The sequence below is a fragment of the Halothermothrix orenii H 168 genome (assembly GCF_000020485.1).
GTDB lineage: Bacteria > Bacillota > Halanaerobiia > Halanaerobiales > Halothermotrichaceae > Halothermothrix > Halothermothrix orenii.
The window spans coordinates 1057714-1075537 of record NC_011899.1; the positions used below are offsets into that span (position 1 = coordinate 1057714).

Sequence of the window (17824 nt, forward strand, 5' to 3'; positions counted from 1 at the left end):
TGGTTATTTATGGAGGGTTATCGGAGTAGCGGTTTAATGGCGGGGTTAAAAGTAGAACTGAGGCTAAAAAGCCGGTTGAAAAACTGGCTTTTTAGCTCTGGCAGGGGGAAATTTCCTATCCTGTCAGTATTGAAGATGAATAAAGAACAGGATGTATTCACTAAAATTTAAAAAGTGGAATTAATAAAATTCCGGTAAAATTTTAAAACAAATATTCACAATATTGCAGGAATTTAAAGGATTATATAGAATATAAAAATTGAAAAGAGTATTGTTATTCTGGCTTTCGCAAGTATTTTCAGGAATAATTTAACTGTTATGTGCTATATTATTTCTAGAGAGTGTTTTTATCTTTTTTATTTATTAAATATAAAACAAATAAAATATTGAAAGGTTGGTGTTAAGATTGGCTTCTGTAAAAACAGACAAAATTAGAAATCTGTGTTTAATCTCCCACGGGGGAGCGGGAAAAACAACAATAACTGAAATGAGCCTTTATAATTCCGGTGTTATAAAGGAACCGGGCAGGGTAGAGGATGGTACAACTCATTCTGATTACATGCCTGAAGAGAAAAAACATCAGTTTTCTGTAGTTAATTCGTTTTTTTCCATCCCCTGGAACGGAAATCAGATAAATTGGGTTGACACCCCTGGTTATGCTGATTTCAGGGGTGAGGTTTCCAGTGCCCTGAAAATTGTAGATGCAGCAGTATTGATAATTAATGGTAATTCAGGTATAGAAGTAAATACTAATTATGTCTGGACTATGGCTGAAGATAATAATGTAGCCCGTTTTGTATTTATCAACAAGATGGATAAAGACGGGGCCAAATTTGATAAGGTTTTTGAAGAAATACAAAATAATTTAAATGGACATTTTGTCCCCCTTACTATTCCTTATGGTGAAGGAGAAAATTATAAGGGGATAATAGATCTCCTTAAAAAAGAAGCCCTGTTATATGGTGATGATGGAGAATCAAAATCTGATATCCCTGATGGGCTGGCAGACAGGGTTGAAGAACTCTGGACCGAATTACTAGAATCAGTTGTTGAGCTGGATGATGAATTAATGATGAAGTATTTCGATGATGAAGAAATCACTGATAAAGAGATGATAAAAGGTTTGATTAATGGTGTCAGGGCAGGGGATATTATCCCCGTAATGGTTGGTTCTGCTATCAATAATTCAGGTATTAAAACCCTTCTCAACTACTTATCAAGTCTGGTTCCAGCACCTACTGACATTGGTACAGTTACCGGTACATGGGAAGGGGAGGAAATAAAGATTGAAGCAGGGGAATCCGGTCCCTTTGTCGGTCAGATCGGAAAAACAATGGTAGATCCCTATATTGGAAAGCTTTCAATCTTCAGGGTATTATCTGGTAAACTAAATACAGGTTCAGAAATTTTTGTTCCCAGGTTAAATAATACCATAAAAGCCAGTAAATTATACAAATTAAATGGGGAAGAACAGGAAACTGTGGATGAGTTAAAGGCCGGGGATATTGGTGCTATTGCCAAAATAGATGATCTGGAAACATCAGATACACTTTCTGACCCGGATTTTAAAGTAGAGCTTGATCCTATAATATTTCCTGAACCTATGCTTACCAAAACAGCTCTTCCGGCTTCAGAAGGTGATGATGAAAAAATGTCAACCGTATTACACCGCATAAGCCAGGAAGACCCGACCTTTAAGGTAGAATATAATAAGGTCACTAAAGAACTTCTGGTTACAGGTATGGGTACAGTTCATCTGGATGTTATTAAAGACATCTGTAAGCGCAAATTCGGTGTTGAGTTTGTAACCGGTATTCCCAAGGTTGCCTATAAAGAAACAATCCAGTCCAGGGTAGAAGTTGAGGAGAAATATAAAAAACAGAGTGGGGGCCGGGGTCAATATGGTCATGTATTCTTAAGGATTGAACCCCTTCCAAGAGGTAAGGGATTTGAATTTGATGAAGAAATTTTCGGGGGAGCCATTCCAAGTCAGTATATTCCAGCTGTTGAAAAGGGTGTTGTTGAGGCTATGGAAGAAGGGGTTATGGCCGGATACCCTGTTGTCGACTGTAAGGTAACGGTTTATGACGGCTCATACCACAGTGTTGACTCCTCGGAAATGGCCTTTAAAATTGCAGCTTCGAAGGCCTTTAAAAAGGGTATGGAACAGGCTAAACCGGTCCTCCTGGAACCCATTATGGATGTTGAAGTTATTGTACCTGAAGAGTATATGGGGGATATAATGGGTGATTTAAATTCAAGGCGTGGCAAGATTCAGGGAATGAGTTCCCGGGACGGCCTTCAGGTCATAAAAGCCCATGTACCCCAGGCTGAGATGTTTACTTATGCTACCGATTTAAAATCCCTTACCGGGGGACATGGAAAGTTTACTATGAAATTTGCTTATTATGATAAAGTTCCCAAGAAGATTGAAGATGAGATAATTAAAGAAAGAAATACAGAAACAGCTTAAAATTAAGTCTATAAAATATCAAACAATAAACCCTTCCGGACATCCGGGAGGGTTTTTTTAAGTTAATAATATAATATTACTGGAAGGGGTGGAGAATATAAAAATAACCATAAAATGGAATATATACTTGCATTTTACCTTAAATTGTGATAAAATAAAAATGCCTCTTATGTATTACTATATAGCTATTTGTTAGCATTTTAATTACACCAGTCACTTCGCCCTGAATAAGGGCGTATTTCTATCTGTTTAATGAATATAAATTATATAAAAAGTTATTATCTCAGTATTTTTACTATTTATATACGATTTTTTAAAAATCTATAAGGGGGGTTTTTTATAGAAAAATATTGAGTGGAGGTGTTGTAAATGTATAAAAAGGTTGAACGTTTTGCAGTTCTTGGTGCCGGTAATGGAGGTCAGGCTTTAGCGGCTTATCTGTCATTAAACGGTTATACAGTTAACCTTTATAACAGGAGCCCGGAAAGAATTGAACCGGTCAAAAAAGCAGGTGGTATTCACTTAAGTGGTGTTTTTAAGGGTTTCGGTAAATTAAATGAAGTTACTTCTGATATAAAAAAGGCTGTAAAGGGAGTAGAAATTATTATGGTTGCTACTCCGGCAGTCGCCCATAAATATCTCGCCAGAGAATTGAGTCCTTTCCTCGAAGATGGCCAGATTATTCTCCTCAACCCTGGAAGGACCGGGGGAGCCCTTGAGTTTTATAATACTTTACAAAATAATGGCTGTCAGGCTGATGTAATTATATCAGAGGCCCAGACTTTTCTTTATGCGAGTCGGGTTATTGGTCCTGCCAGGGCTAAGATATACGGGGTAAAAAATAGGGTCGCCATTGCTGCCTTCCCCAGTACAAGGACAAGGGAAGTTATCGATTGCCTTCACCCCGTTTTTCCCCAGTTTTCACCAGTTGAAAATGTATTAAAAACAAGCCTTGATAATATTGGCGCTATTTTCCATCCTGCTCCTACTTTGTTAAATATGGCCAGGATTGAATCCGGTGGAGAATTTGAATATTATCAGGAAGGGATAACTCCATCAGTTGCTAAAATACTTGAAGCAATGGATAAAGAGAGGATGGAAGTGGCTACAGCCCTTGGAGTTGAGCCGACAAGTGCCCAGGATTGGTTAATACTCTCATATGGTGTCAAGGGTCGGAACCTGTATGAACTACTTCAGGATAATAAACAGTATCAGGGGATCGGTGCTCCTTCCAGGATAGACCATCGTTATGTTCTTGAAGATGTCCCCATGAGTCTGGTTCCCATTGCTTCACTGGGTGATTTGCTGGGGGTTGATACTCCGACCATTGATATAGTCATAAACCTTGCCAATATAGTTTATGAAACTAATTTCTGGGAAACTGGAAGAACAGCAGCATCACTGGGACTTAATGGATTAACACCTGACCAGATACAACGGCTTGTTAACCAGGGTACTATTGAAGATTTCAGGGTTGCCTTTGAAGTTAATCAATCTTTATATAGAAAAGCAGATAGTCTAATATTCAACACATATAAACGGGATGGTGAGGTTGAAGCATGGAACGATTAATAATTGGGGCTTCGATTGGAAATTGTGTCCATGTAGCCGGTGTCCTAAATTTTCTTAGATTAGCTGAAGAACATGGTTATAATACTAAATTCTTGGGGCCCGCAGTGTCTATTGATTACCTGTTAGATGCTGTCCAGGAGTCAAACCCGGAAATGGTAGCAGTAGGATACAGGTTAACTCCGGAAACCGGCTACAATTTATTTAAAAGGCTAAAAGAAAGTGTTATTGAAAGGGGATTGACCGGCTATAAATTTGTGTTCGGTGGGACCCTACCTGTTGCCAGAGAAGCTAGAAAGGTAGGGCTTTTTGATGCTATCTTTAGTGGTGAAGAAGAACTTGAAGAAATTATTGCTTTTCTGGAAGGCAGGGAATTTAAGTCTGAAGATATCAACTTTGGTGAAAATTTGCTGGAGAGAATAGAGATTAAAAAACCATATCCTGTTATTAGACACCATTTTGGTCTTCCTTCGGTTGAGAAAACAAGAGAGGGAATAAAGAAGATATCGGAAAGCAAAGTCCTGGATGTAATTTCCCTTGGACCTGATCAAAATGCCCAGGAGTCATTCTTCAGGCCTGAAGAGATGGATGAAGATGAAAAAGGAGCCGGTGGTGTACCTGTGAGGACAGAACAGGACTTGATCTCATTATATGAGGCTACCAGACGGGGTAATTATCCCCTGATGCGGTGTTATAGTGGTACCCGTGATGTATTTAAAATGGCAGAGATGCTTTTAAGAACGATACATAATGCCTGGGCTGCCATCCCCCTTTCCTGGTATAATAGACTTGACGGTAGGGGCCCCAGGGGGCTTCTCGAGTCTATCAGGGAAAATCAACAGCTTATGAAATGGCATGGAGTACGTGATATACCCGTTGAAGTAAACGAATCTCACCACTGGAGTTTGAGAGATGCCCATGATACTGTAGCCGTGGTTATGGCTTTTTTAGCTGCTTATAATGCTAAACAAATGGGTGTTAAAAACTATATTGCCCAGTATATGTTCAATAACCCGGCAGGGACTACAGCTTCTATGGATCTGGCCAAGATGCTGGCTAAAAAAGAACTTATTGAAAGCCTGGTTGATGATAAGTTCAGGGTATTGACCCAGGTCAGGGCTGGTCTGGCCAGTTTTCCACCAAATCTGGACAGGGCTAAAGGTCAGCTTGCTTATTCAACCTATTTAGGTATGGCTTTGAAACCGGATATTGTCCATGTTGTAGGGTATTCAGAAGCAGACCATGCAGCCACAAGTTCTGATGTCATCGAAAGCTGTCAGATAGCAAGGCAGGTTATAAATAATTCCATTTATGGTTATCCTGGAATTGGATATGATCCTGATATTAAAAAACGTAAAGATGAACTATTAAAGGAAGCAGAAATTCTTCTAAATGCTATTAAAAATGTTGCTAATAATGATGTTGAGGATCCGTGGTCTGACCCTGAAACCCTGGCCCGTTCTATAAAGATTGGTTTAATTGATGCTCCTCACCTGAAGGGAAATCCTGAAGCAGCCGGAAAACTAACAACCCGCATGGTAAATGGAGCCTGTTATGCATATGATTATAACGAAGATAGAATAATAACAGAAGAAGAGAGAATACAACGCCTGGGGGGTTAGATGTGGCCAACGGTAAGGATTTAAGTTTTTTGAGGAAGTTTATTTTATTCTCTGAAATGAGTGATGAAGACCTGAGTACGGTTGCTTCTTTGCTGCAAACCCGTATTTTTAAAGATGGTACCAATATTTTTTTTGAAGGGGAAGAAGGGGACCGGGTATATTTCCTGAAAAAAGGAAGGGTAAAGGTCAAAAAAACTTCCCCTGATGGGGGTGAACAGATTCTGGAAATAATAACCCCGGGTGATGTATTCGGTGAGGTTGTTTTGTTCGGGATAGATAGGTATCCAGCTACTACTGTTGCTATTGGCGAGGTAGTAGTTGACTATCTATCCCGTTCAAAATTTAGAAGATACTTTACCAATAACCCGGAAATAGGGTGGGGAATGTTAAAAGTTATGGCCCGTAAACTGGCCCGCTCCCAGAAACGAATTGAAAATCTGGGGCTCAGGGATACCAAAGGCAGGGTTGCAACCCTTATTATGGATATGATGAGGGATTTTGGAGAGAAAAATAATCAAGTTGTTAAGCTTCATTTTAATCGTCAGGAACTGGCCAATTTTATTGGAACATCCCGGGAAACGGTAAGTCGGACTTTAAGTGAATTTAAAAGTGAGGGGTTAATAGATATTAAAGGGAAGAAGTTGATTATTAAAGATATAGAGGGTTTAAAGCGGTGGTTATAGAAATAATATATAAGATTTTAGATAGTTATTGGAGTACTATTTCCGGTTAAGTGGGAGGATAAACATGTCTTTATTATTGCCATTTATAAGTGGTTTATTTTTTATAATTTCACTTAGCTTTTCACATTATTATATCCTGGGATGGTTGGCCCTGATACCTTTACTTTTTGTTTTACGTAAAGCCAAACCTGCCCAGGGGTTATTTAAGGGTTGGTTTACCGGTTTTATAATTATTAGCGGGACCGGTTACTGGCTTTACAGTCCCCTGAAATCTTTCAGTGGTTTACCTGTTTATGGTGTTGTAATACTACTTTTATTACTTTTTATTTTAGTCAGCAGTTTTTACGGACTCTGGGGATTCCTTTTTTGCTGGTTACAGAGTAAAAAAGGGTTAAACGTCCTGTTACTGGGCGTAAGCTGGACAGGTATGGAGTTTCTTCGCTTTTTAATTATACCTGATTACCCTTTTGCCTTTTTAGGTTATACTCAGTCATGTTTTCCTTATCTCCTCCAGCTTGCTGATATTGGGGGGGTGTTTCTGGTTTCATTTGTGGTGGTTTTAATAAATGGACTATTATTTAAAATTATTGTAGAAAGAAGAACGAGTCAATTTATATCTCTGCTGTTAATTTTACTTTTAGTAGTTGGTTATGGAAGCTGGCGGATTAATCAAATTAATAAAATTACCCCTGAAGTTGTTAAAATAGGATTTGTTCATACTGATTTATCTCCAGTAGAAAAATGGCGGGAAGAGAATATAATCCCCAATATAAATAATCTGTTAGAAATGACAAAAGGGATATCTGATACCAGTATTGTTTTCTGGCCTGAGTCATCTTTAACATTTAATATAATAAAAGATGATGGTTACCGGGAATTTTTTTATAGTAAAATAAAAAATATGAAACCATATCTCCAGGTCGGGAGTCTCTCAGGCATAGATGGAAAATCAGGAATATATAACAGTAGTTTTCTTATAGATCCCAACCGGGGTATATTGCAGAGATATAATAAAATAAGACTTGTTCCCTTTGGTGAATATATGCCCCTGGCTAACATAGTTGAATTTCTTACCGGGATAACCATGCTTTCAGAAATCCATGGTGATAAAGTAACAGTATTTAATTTACCAGGGTATAAATACAAGGTAGTAACCTGTTCTGAAATACTATATCCCGATACTGTCAGGAAAAAAGCTCAATTTACCAATTTTATTGTAAATCCTTCCAATGAAGCGTGGTATAATGCCGGCAACCTCCAGCAACAAATGTGGGTGGCAGCGGTATTCCGGGCTGTTGAAAACAGGCGTCCTGTAATCAGGTCTACAAATTACGGTCTGTCAGGGGTAATTACTGCAGTTGGGAAACCCCGGTTAAAAATTTTACCCCACAGTAAAGGTGGATATAAAAGTACGGTTGTTAAAGGAAGGGGTACAACCATATATCAGTTAGCTGGTGATTTACCGGCCTTTCTAATATTATTACTTTTAATAGTCTGGTTTTTATTAAAAGTCTACCGGGATCATTTTTGATAGGCCAGTTTTTCGATTATTTTTTTGTCTGGATTGACGTAAATAGTTTTATAATTTTCATAATAGACCAGACCAGGTTTAGCACCTTTTGGTTTTTTGACATGTTTTATCTCAGTATAATCGACCGGAACGTTTTCTGACATCCTTCCTTTGCTATAGTAGGCAGCGATAATAGCTGCCTCTTTTATTGTTCTGGTCGGTATTTCATCCCCGGTATGATTCCTGATTATAACGTGGGAACCAGGTAATTCTTTGACATGGAGCCATAAATCCTGATTATTTGCTATCTTTTTACTGAGTTTATCATTCTGGCGATTATTCCGACCAACCAGGATATCATGACCGGTTGTTGCTTTAAACCTGAGAGGGGGTAAGGGTTTTTGTTGTTTTCTTCTATTATTTATCCTGTTCTTTTTTTTAATATAACCTTCATCCCCTAGCTCTTCTTTTATTTCCCTGATTTCCTCCCTGCTTTCAGCCTGTTCCAGATTTAACATGACCTGCTCTAGGTATCTTTCTTCATGTTTTAATTTCCTTAATTCCCTTTTGATATATTTTACACCCTTTTTAGCTTTGTTGTATTTTTTGAAATATCGCTGGGCATTTTCTGAAGGACTTAACTTAGGATCAAGTTTGATGTTGGTTTTTTCCTGACCCGGACTAAAATAATCAATAACTTCAGCCTGTTTCATTCCCTTTGTCAATATATACATATTGGCCTTTATTAACTCGCCTATTTTTTTATATTCGTCCGCCCTTTTACTCTCATTAAGCTGTTTTCTCAGTTTATTTCTTTTTTTTCGATTTTTCTTTAAATAGTTGGATACAACCTTGATTAGACTATTTTTAATACTACCAATATGGGCTAATTTAATTTTGTTTTCATAGTAATAATCAAACAGGGAAGCTGTATTATCAAATATTAAATCTTTTTTAATATCCTTATTATGTTCAAGGGGAAAGGCGGAAAAATAACAGATATTATTATTATTATCAATACCAATAGTTGGTTTAAATTTACCCTCAATAACGAGCCTAAATATATTATTAAAACCATCCCATAATTTATTTCTTTCAAAAGGTGATAAACCGCCGTAGGGTTTTTTATGGTCAAGTCCCGACCTATAAACAATTTCTTTTGCCATGTTGGGTCCAATCCCCCTAAAATTATACATAATGGCCTTGAAAGAGGACTGGGAAAAATCATCAGGAATCTTTTTAAAAAACTCTTCCCTGGTTACCTTAAGGGGATTTAATTTATCCTGCCTGGGAGGATAATGATACTTTATTCCAGGGTATAGTTCCCTTTTAGTATTAACTTCTTTAGTAATTCTCTTTATGGCATCGAGTATGTAACCATTGTCATCAGTCAGGATTATATTACTGTGCCTGCCCATTATTTCTATTATTAGCCTGTAAATATTATTTTTTTTATTTATGGTTATTTCCAGAATTCGTTCAAAATCAGGTTGTTTTATCTCCCCGATGGTTCCATTAATAAGGTATTTTCGTAATAACATACAAAAAGCTGGTGGGGTCAAGGGATTTTTGAATTTAAGTGAGGTAATATGTATTCTGGGGTTTCTGGCTCCGGCTGAGATAAAAAGATTAATATTTTGACCTGGTTGTCTCAGGGTAAAGGTTAAATTGTCAGCTTCAGGCTGATATATTTTATCAACCCTTGCCCCCTGTAGTTCTTCGGTCAGCTCTTTTTTAATTGCCGCTAGCATAATTCCATCAAGTGCCATTAAAATCAACTCCTTATCTATATGATAGTATATGCCATCTTGTAGTATGAGTCAATTTATTTTGTTCTTTTTGACACTGGCTATGAATATGATTATTATGAAACTTTCTCCTTACTGTGGTGAAATTTAAAAATAAAAAAACAATTTTGAAGGTTAAACCTGGGGTGGTTATTTATGGAAGATAGAGAATATTACCGTCTGTCAAAAAAAGAAATTGAAGACAGGTTTCAGACTTCATTTAAGAAGGGAATAAGTAGCCGGGAGGCCAGACGAAGACAGTTTGATTACGGTCCGAATCATTTAAAAGAGACAAATGGTCGAGGTATAATTCATATATTTTTAAGTCAGTTTCAGGATTTTATGATAATGGTTTTAATGTTTGCTACCATATTATCCTTTTTACTGGGTGAAATCAGTGATGGTTTTACCATTCTGGCCATAATTGTATTAAACGCAATTATGGGATTTATCCAGGAGTATAGGGCTGAAAAGTCCCTTGAAGCCCTGAAAAAGTTAACAGCTCCAAAAACAAAAGTAATCAGAAATGGAAAGATTCAGGAAATCAACGCCCGGGAACTGGTACCTGGTGATATTATTATGATAGAAACAGGTGACAGGATTCCTGCTGATGCCAGAATTATTGACTCAACAAATCTACAGGTTGATGAATCCCTTTTGACCGGTGAGTCGGTGGCTGTTGATAAGTCCAGTAAAAACATTACCCGAAAAAATCTGGCCCTTGGTAATCAGACCAATATGGTGTTTATGGGAACTACTGTAACCCGGGGCAAAGCCAGGGCTGTGGTTGTAAATACTGGTATGGAAACAGAAATGGGTAAAATAGCCAGTTTAATAAATAATAATAATGACAAAGAATTAACCCCACTCCAGAAAAGGCTGAAGCACCTGGGTAAATGGCTGGTTTTTCTCAGTGTATTCATTACCATGTTGATTGTTGTAATCGGTGTTTTAAAAGGTCAATCGATTTATCAAATGTTTCTGGCCGGGGTTAGTCTGGCAGTAGCTGCTATCCCGGAGGGATTACCAGCTATAGTTACTTTAGCCCTTGCTATCGGTGTACAGAAGATGATTAAGAATAATGCCATAGTAAGGCGTCTTCCTGCCGTAGAAACCCTTGGTTGTGCTACAGTTATTTGTTCAGATAAAACAGGCACCTTAACAGAAAATAAAATGGAAATGACTAAAATATATCTTAATAGAAAAATAATGAAGTTTAAAAAAGATTTAAAATCCCCGGGGCTTAAGAAATTATTAATGATAGGGGCTCTCTGTAATGGAGCCCAACCTGCAGAAGAGGAAAAAAGTGGCCCGTTTAAAAAAATCAGGGAATTTATTTCCGGAAATCAGGTACCTTCTTTTTTGGGTGATCCCACCGATGTGGCCCTGGTAAGGGCTATATATAAATATGGACTTTCTTTGAGAGATTTAAAGACCGATTATGAGGTTTTAAAGGAAGAACCCTTTAATTCTGTTAGAAAAAGGATGTCAGTTTTAATAAAGGATACTTCTACAAATAAAAGACAATTATGGGTTAAGGGGGCCCCTGAAGTTATCCTGAGCCTCAGTGATTATGTTGAAATCAATGGTAATATTCAGAGATTAACCAAAAAGGCCAGAAAAGAGATATTAAAGGCCAATGACAGAATGGCCGAAGATGGTTTGAGAGTCCTGGCCATAGCCTATCGTGATTTTTCAGACCGGGCCAGGAAAAAGGATTTGACCAGATATGAAGATAAACTAATTATTCTCGGTTTAGTAGGTTTAATTGATCCCCCTCGTCCTGAAGCCTATAGGGCTGTTGAAAGTTGTTACCGTGCTGGAATAAGACCGGTAATGATTACAGGTGATCATAAAATTACAGCCAGGGTTATCGCTGAAGACCTCGGAATTATTTCCAGGGGAGGACGGGTTCTGACCGGAAATGAGCTTAAACAGGTCAGTAATAAACAATTAAAAGGACTGGTTAAGGAAATACAGGTCTATGCAAGAATATCACCTGAGGATAAATTAAGGATTGTTAAGGCCCTGAAGGAAAATAATGAAATTGTCGCCATGACAGGAGATGGGGTGAATGATGCCCCGGCTGTCAAAGAAGCTGATATTGGAATTGCTATGGGAGCCAAGGGAACAGATGTTACCAAAGAAGTGTCATCATTAATATTGGCTGATGATAATTTTGCTACCATTGTTAAAGCAATTAAAGAGGGAAGAAAGATATATAATAATATAAGGAAGTTTATTAGATACCTTTTATCCTGTAATATAGGTGAAATACTGGCTATTTTTCTGGGGATCACCCTGGGTTTACCTATTCCCCTATTACCTATTCAGATTTTGTGGGTTAATCTGGTAACTGATGGACTTCCTGCTCTTGCTCTGGGAATGGAAGATGATGGAGAAGATGTAATGGAGAAACCTCCCCGGGACCCTGATGAGAGTGTCTTCGCCCATGGAATGGTAAGTAATATTACCAGTCAGGGTTTTTTAATAGGAATCAGTACCATGCTTGCTTTTCTTCTGGCAGTTTTTAAATTAAACCTTGATATTAATACAGCACGGACTATGGCTTTTTCAACCCTTGTTTTCTCACAGCTATTTTTTGTATTTAATTGTCGGTCTGAAGAAAGGCCGTTCTGGAATATGTCTCCTTTTTCCAACCCCTATCTCTTCATGGCTGTTTTAATCTCACTGGTTATGCAGTTGGGTGTAATCTATTTACCTTTTTTAAGTAAGTTCTTTAAAACAACAGTTTTAAATCCAGAACAATGGCTAATAGTAATTGTTCTATCAACATGGTCAACTATATTTTTAGAAATAATAAGGGGTATTATAAATAATTATAAAAGGGATTGAAAGAAGACAAATTCCTTGTCAAATTAGGCATACTGTGGTATTATAAATAAAAGCAAATGAGTAATTTATGTTCCATTTTTATTTACATAAATAACACAAGATGCTAATGAGGGGGATTTAAAATTGAGTGTTAATTTAATTAATATAGGATTTGGAAACATTGTAGCAGGAAACAGGGTAATTGCTGTTGTTAGTCCTGAATCAGCACCTATAAAGAGAATAATCCAGGAAGCCCGGGAGAGGGGTATGCTCATTGATGCTACCTATGGTAGAAGGACCAGGGCTGTCATCATTACAGATAGTGATCATGTTATTCTATCAGCTATTCAACCAGAAACAGTCTCCCACCGTTTAAGCGGGGAAGATGGGAACAGATAGGGAGTAGTGAAAGGAGACCTAAAATGGGAAAGGGGAAACTTTTTGTACTGTCAGGTCCTTCTGGTGTAGGTAAAGGGACGGTTTTAGATAAATTATTATCTGATTTTAAAGATGTCCAGTACTCTGTTTCTGCCACTACAAGAAAACCCAGACCGGGGGAGAAAGATGGAGTAGATTACTTTTTTCTCAGCCGTGAGAAGTTTTTTAAAATGGTTGAGAATAATGAATTTATCGAATGGGCCGAAGTCCATAATAATTATTACGGAACTCCTAAAATATTTGTAGATAAATGCCTGGCTGAGGGTAAAGATGTTATTCTGGAAATAGATATTCAGGGGGCACGCCAGGTCAAAAAGCTCTACCCCGATGCCATCTTTATTTTTTTGGTTCCCCCGTCTCTTAATGAATTAAAAAGGCGTTTAAATCATCGTGGTTCAGAAGATGAAAAAAATATGAAAATCAGGTTAAATAATGCTGAAGATGAATTAAAAGAGGTTAAAAATTATGATTATAAAGTTGTTAATGACCGGCTTGATGATGCTGTTGAAAAATTAAAATCTATAATTATAGCTGAAAAATGTAAAATAAGGGAGGAGGATTGTCAATGATAACCTATCCTTCAATGGGAAAGCTTTTAAAAAAAGTGGACAGTCCTTATACTTTAGTTATACTGGCTTCAAGGAGGGCCCGTCAATTAAACGTGGGAGCCAGGGGACTTATTGAAGAATATAAAAGTAAAAAACCTGTCTCCAGGAGCCTGGAGGAGATCGCAGCGGGTAAAGTCACCTATGAAATTAAAAGACGTAATTAGTTTTTATAATTCTTTTTAAAATTCAGGGAGAGGTTATAAAATGGATGAAGAAAAAAAACACGTTCTGCTGGGGGTAACTGGTGGAATTGCAGCCTACAAGGCTGTCGATGTGGCCAGCCGTTTAACTAAAGCAGGGGTATCAACCCATGTGGTAATGACAGAATCAGCCAAAAAGTTTGTAACCCCACTAACCTTCCGGAGTATTACCCATAATCCGGTAGAAGATGATTTGTTTACTCCTCCGGCCCATTATAATGTAAAACATACTTCCCTGGCCAGCCTGGTCGATGTCTGCCTGGTGGCCCCGGCAACAGCTAATTTTATTGGCAAAATAGCCAGTGGTATTGCTGATGATCTGTTGACAACAGTAATTATGGCCACCAATTCACCGGTTTTAATCTCTCCTTCAATGAATGTTAATATGTATAACAACCCTATAGTTCAGGATAACATTTCATACCTGAAGGATAAGGGATATAAAATAATTGAGCCTTCTTCGGGTTATCTTGCCTGTGGTGATACCGGGAAGGGAAGGTTACCTGAACCTTATCAACTCGTTGAACATGTCTTAAAATATTTATCTGATAAAGATCTGCAAGATAGAAATATTTTGATTACGGCAGGACCTACCAGAGAGCCTCTGGATCCGGTCAGGTTTTTATCGAATTATTCCAGTGGGAAAATGGGTTATGCCCTGGCCCGGGCTGCTTCTTTCAGGGGAGCCAGAGTGACCCTGATCTCTGGACCGGGGAATCTAAAGCCTCCTGTCGGAGTTAATTTTATTAGAGTAAAGACGGCCAGGGATATGTTTGGTGAAGTAAAAAGTCTGGCAGACGATCAGGATATTTTTATTCTGGCAGCTGCTGTTTCTGATTACCGACCATCCCATTTTTCCAGACATAAAATTAAGAAAAAAGATACAGATATGAAACTGGTTCTGGAACGCAATCCTGATATTGCTGCTTATTTAGGTAAGAATAAAACCTCAAAACAGTTATTAATAGGATTTGCGGCTGAATCAGACAGTATTATAGAAAATGCCCGGGAGAAAATGATAAAAAAGAATCTTGATATGATTATTGCCAATGATATTACTGGAGAGAATACCGGTTTTGAAAGTGATTATAATAAGGGTTATTTAATTCGAAGAGGGAATGTTGAAAAATTACCGGAGATGGATAAATATAAACTGGCTAATTTAATTTTAGACCAGATAAACAAATAGTTACGGGGTAAAAAAAGGAGCAGGTTTAACCTGCTCCTAATATTATGTGTCCGGGATAAACCCGTCCGGGCCCGGTTACTATATTAAAATACTATGTTTATATTAATAAAGCTAAAAAATAAAGCTAAAATTAGATGACAGAACTACTTATTAGCTTTTGCTAATTCCGGTTTTTGATTAGCCTCTTCAGATTGTTCAGCCCGGAAACTCATACAGCTTATTGCTTCATTTCCGGTGGCCTCGGGAGTATTTGTCAGGACCCTGATATTTTTTCGAGTACACTTACGGGATTCGTTATAAACACAATTTTTAACATCACAGATTATTTCCTTTGGCATATTAAATCCCTCCTTTTCTTTTAAATAGTATAGCCATAATAAGATAAAAAATTACAAAAGAGTTTATTTTGTAATTTTTGCAGGAATTATTATTATAATGTTTAAGTAATTATTGGATAAACTATGATTGGTGTGTTTAAAAAAATATTATTCAAAACTTTAGTTATTTGCTTTCATGGTCACATTTTATAATTGTTTTTTCTGGTTGCAACCGGGTGACGACTTCCGGTTAAATGGTCTTTCTATTTTTCTACGATTATCATTTTATTAACAAAGAAGTTATAAGGGGGGTGAATTTTATAATAGATCCGGTAGCATTTCAAATTGGAGGTTTAGCAGTTAAGTGGTATGGTATTATCATTGGATTTGCAACCATTCTTGGACTGGGTCTGGTCCTTCGGGAGGCAAAATATTATCATAAGATTAAACCAGAATTTTTTCTAGATTTTTTTATTTACGGTGTGCCAGTAGCCATCGTCTGTGCTCGTTTATACTATGTTATTTTTAACTGGAAATATTACAGTAAAAATCCGGTAATGATTCTGGCCCTGCGCCAGGGTGGTATTGCTATTCATGGAGCTATTTTTGGTGGTTTATTTGTTCTTATTTATCTCTGCAGGAAGAGAAGGGTAAACTTCTGGGAGAGTGTAGATATCCTGGCTCCAGCTGTAATTTTAGGACAGGCTATTGGACGTTGGGGTAATTTTATTAATCAGGAAGCCCATGGCGGGGTAATAAGTCAGGAATTTATCAGTCATTTTCCTGAATTTATTCAGAGACAGATGTATATTAATGGTAGGTATTACCACCCTACTTTTTTATATGAATCCCTGTGGGATGTGTTTGTCTTTATAGTTTTAATAATCCTGCGGAGGAAGAATTATGTGAAACATGGGGATATTTTTGCCACATACCTTATCGGTTATTCTACCGGCAGATTTTTTATCGAGGGGATGAGAACTGATAGTTTGATGTTTGGGCCATTCCGGGTGGCGCAGCTGGTAAGTATTGGGTTGATTATTATCGGCCTTTTCTTAATTTATAAAAGGCATAGAAGCACTGTTAGATTAGGAACGTGTAAAATTTAAGTAGGAAAAGAAGGAAAACAAGGTATAGATAAAGAAATAGAGACCTCAAACAAACCCGACCAAAGGAGTTGAGGTCTCTATGGTAAATATTTTACTACAAAACATAACAGATATCAATACCTTGGAGAAGGCAGCACTGGAACTTGCAAGGCAGATAATGGAGAAGGTAATAGAAAAGCTTGAAGAAGAGCTATTTAAAAATAAAGATAAAAATTTAGAAGTAGTAAGATTTTTAGAAAGAACGATATCGACTAAAGTTGGAAACATCAAGCTTAGAAGGCGACTATATAAAGACCAAAAAACAGGAAAAAGCGTCATTTTACTGGACAAAAAACTGGGGTTAAAAAAGAAAAAAAGAGTAAGTGGAGAATACCTAAAACTGCTGGTAATACTGGCAAGTAAGATGAGCTACAGGCAAGTGGAGGAAGTACTGGCTGAAGCCGGTTTTCCCCATTTAAGCCATACAACTATCTTTAATGAAGTCAGGGATTTTGGAAAAAGGGAGTCAGAGAGACTCAAACATGAAAAAGAGGAAGTATTCACTGGAGGTAAGATTTTAAAAGGAGAGGAAAAAGAAATACCACTACTATTCATTGAAGCTGACGGGATAATGGTTGGTAGTCAGGAAGAAGGAGGAAAGAAGCTGGAAATCAAACTGGGATTAATCCATGAGGGCTGGGAATACACTAGTCCAGCAAAAAAACGGAAGAGATTGAAGGAGCCACAAATAGTAGCAGGAGTCTATGGAAAAGCAGATGACTTTTATGAAGAATTAATCCATCAAATAAGCAAAAAATATAATCTTGAAAACACTTTAGTAGTATTAAACGGGGACGGTGCCAGCTGGATACAAAAGACCAGTAAGGAATACTTTGAAAATATAATAGTACAACTGGATAGGTATCATATAAAAAGAGATATAGGATTATACTTTGGAAGAGAAGTTGCAGATGATTTATGCAGGGTATTAGCAGAAGGAAGAAAGCAGGTATTTCTGGACACATTGGAATCGTTAATATGTATGGGAGAAACAGCTGAAAACCGAGAAAAGAGGAGGAAAATAATAAAGCATTTTAAAAAGTATGAAGAGCACTTATTAGATTACAGATATCGAATACCAACAGAATTAAGGAATAAAGAATTACATGGGATGGGAGCAGCTGAGGGCTATGTGGATAAGAATGTGGCTCGCAGGATGAAGAACCAGGGAATGAATTGGAGCAAAAAAGGTGCTGAGGCAATGGCTAGAATTTTAATGTTAAAACATAACAAGGAATTAAAAGAAAGACTTGGAGATCAGTATTACACAATAAAAAACCCGGTAAGGAAAATAAAATATATGTTTAAGAAAGTGGACAGGGATTGGAGTAAGTGGTTACAGGCAAAAATACCTGCAATAAATGGTCCAGATAGCGGTAAAGATTGGGTAAAAGCAATAAGAGGACTGGCAACTATTTAGAATAAATATTTATGGGTTGTTTGAG

At 37.3% G+C, this 17824-nt stretch carries 15 protein-coding genes; 13 read left to right on the forward strand and 2 right to left on the reverse strand.

From position 1 onward, the window contains the following. Positions 1 to 36: 36 nt before the first annotated feature. The 6 genes from HORE_RS13180 to lnt all read left to right on the forward strand — a co-directional run bounded on the left by HORE_RS13180 (position 37) and on the right by lnt (position 7878). Positions 37 to 171 (forward strand): hypothetical protein, encoded by a 135-nt coding sequence (locus HORE_RS13180; protein WP_264357626.1) that lies wholly within the window; start codon positions 37 to 39, stop codon positions 169 to 171. Positions 172 to 397: 226 nt separating this feature from the next. Further along, positions 398 to 2473, forward strand: coding sequence for an elongation factor G (gene fusA, locus HORE_RS05115; RefSeq protein WP_226984196.1), 2076 nt, complete (start codon positions 398 to 400; stop codon positions 2471 to 2473). Positions 2474 to 2842: 369 nt separating this feature from the next. Continuing rightward, positions 2843 to 4045, forward strand: coding sequence for an NAD/NADP-dependent octopine/nopaline dehydrogenase family protein (locus HORE_RS05120; protein WP_012635916.1), 1203 nt, complete (start codon positions 2843 to 2845; stop codon positions 4043 to 4045). Then, the gene (locus HORE_RS05125) at positions 4033 to 5664 is read left to right on the forward strand and encodes a cobalamin-dependent protein (protein WP_012635917.1); all 1632 of its coding nucleotides are present in this window, start codon (positions 4033 to 4035) and stop codon (positions 5662 to 5664) included. Before HORE_RS05120 ends, HORE_RS05125 begins: the two co-directional genes overlap by 13 nt. Before the next feature lie 2 nt (positions 5665 to 5666). Beyond that, complete coding sequence (locus HORE_RS05130; RefSeq protein ID WP_012635918.1) at positions 5667 to 6347, forward strand: Crp/Fnr family transcriptional regulator; 681 nt, start codon at positions 5667 to 5669, stop codon at positions 6345 to 6347. 64 nt (positions 6348 to 6411) lie between these two features. After that, on the forward strand, positions 6412 to 7878 hold the full coding sequence (gene lnt / locus HORE_RS05135) for an apolipoprotein N-acyltransferase (protein WP_012635919.1): 1467 nt from the start codon (positions 6412 to 6414) through the stop codon (positions 7876 to 7878). On the opposite strand, the gene HORE_RS05140 is transcribed toward lnt, so the two are convergent. After that, complete coding sequence (locus HORE_RS05140) at positions 7869 to 9626, reverse strand: Rqc2 family fibronectin-binding protein (RefSeq protein WP_012635920.1); 1758 nt, start codon at positions 9624 to 9626, stop codon at positions 7869 to 7871. The two genes, lnt and HORE_RS05140, sit on opposite strands and share 10 nt — an antisense overlap. A 174-nt stretch (positions 9627 to 9800) precedes the next feature. Between HORE_RS05140 and HORE_RS05145 the strand changes: the two genes are divergently transcribed. The 5 genes from HORE_RS05145 to coaBC all read left to right on the forward strand — a co-directional run bounded on the left by HORE_RS05145 (position 9801) and on the right by coaBC (position 14914). After that, positions 9801 to 12500, forward strand: coding sequence for a calcium-transporting P-type ATPase, PMR1-type (locus HORE_RS05145; RefSeq protein WP_012635921.1), 2700 nt, complete (start codon positions 9801 to 9803; stop codon positions 12498 to 12500). Positions 12501 to 12623: 123 nt separating this feature from the next. Then, on the forward strand, positions 12624 to 12878 hold the full coding sequence (gene remA / locus HORE_RS05150) for an extracellular matrix/biofilm regulator RemA (RefSeq protein ID WP_012635922.1): 255 nt from the start codon (positions 12624 to 12626) through the stop codon (positions 12876 to 12878). A gap of 23 nt (positions 12879 to 12901) precedes the next feature. Beyond that, entirely contained in the window at positions 12902 to 13486 is a 585-nt protein-coding gene (gmk, locus tag HORE_RS05155; RefSeq protein ID WP_012635923.1) for a guanylate kinase, read from the forward strand. Next, positions 13483 to 13689: a DNA-directed RNA polymerase subunit omega gene (gene rpoZ / locus HORE_RS05160; protein WP_041605892.1), complete on the forward strand. Its 207-nt coding sequence runs from the start codon at positions 13483 to 13485 to the stop codon at positions 13687 to 13689. The genes gmk and rpoZ overlap by 4 nt, the downstream gene beginning before the upstream one ends. 40 nt (positions 13690 to 13729) lie before the next feature. Continuing rightward, positions 13730 to 14914 (forward strand): bifunctional phosphopantothenoylcysteine decarboxylase/phosphopantothenate--cysteine ligase CoaBC, encoded by a 1185-nt coding sequence (gene coaBC / locus HORE_RS05165; protein ID WP_012635925.1) that lies wholly within the window; start codon positions 13730 to 13732, stop codon positions 14912 to 14914. Between the two features lie 143 nt (positions 14915 to 15057). Here coaBC and HORE_RS05170 read toward each other — a convergent pair whose 3' ends face one another. After that, the gene (locus tag HORE_RS05170; protein WP_041605894.1) at positions 15058 to 15252 is read right to left on the reverse strand and encodes a DUF1540 domain-containing protein; all 195 of its coding nucleotides are present in this window, start codon (positions 15250 to 15252) and stop codon (positions 15058 to 15060) included. 233 nt (positions 15253 to 15485) lie between these two features. Between HORE_RS05170 and lgt the strand changes: the two genes are divergently transcribed. Continuing rightward, entirely contained in the window at positions 15486 to 16340 is an 855-nt protein-coding gene (gene lgt / locus HORE_RS05175; protein ID WP_012635926.1) for a prolipoprotein diacylglyceryl transferase, read from the forward strand. Positions 16341 to 16419: 79 nt separating this feature from the next. Beyond that, positions 16420 to 17799: an ISLre2-like element ISHor2 family transposase gene (locus tag HORE_RS05180; RefSeq protein WP_012635658.1), complete on the forward strand. Its 1380-nt coding sequence runs from the start codon at positions 16420 to 16422 to the stop codon at positions 17797 to 17799. The last annotated feature ends 25 nt before the right edge of the window (positions 17800 to 17824 follow it).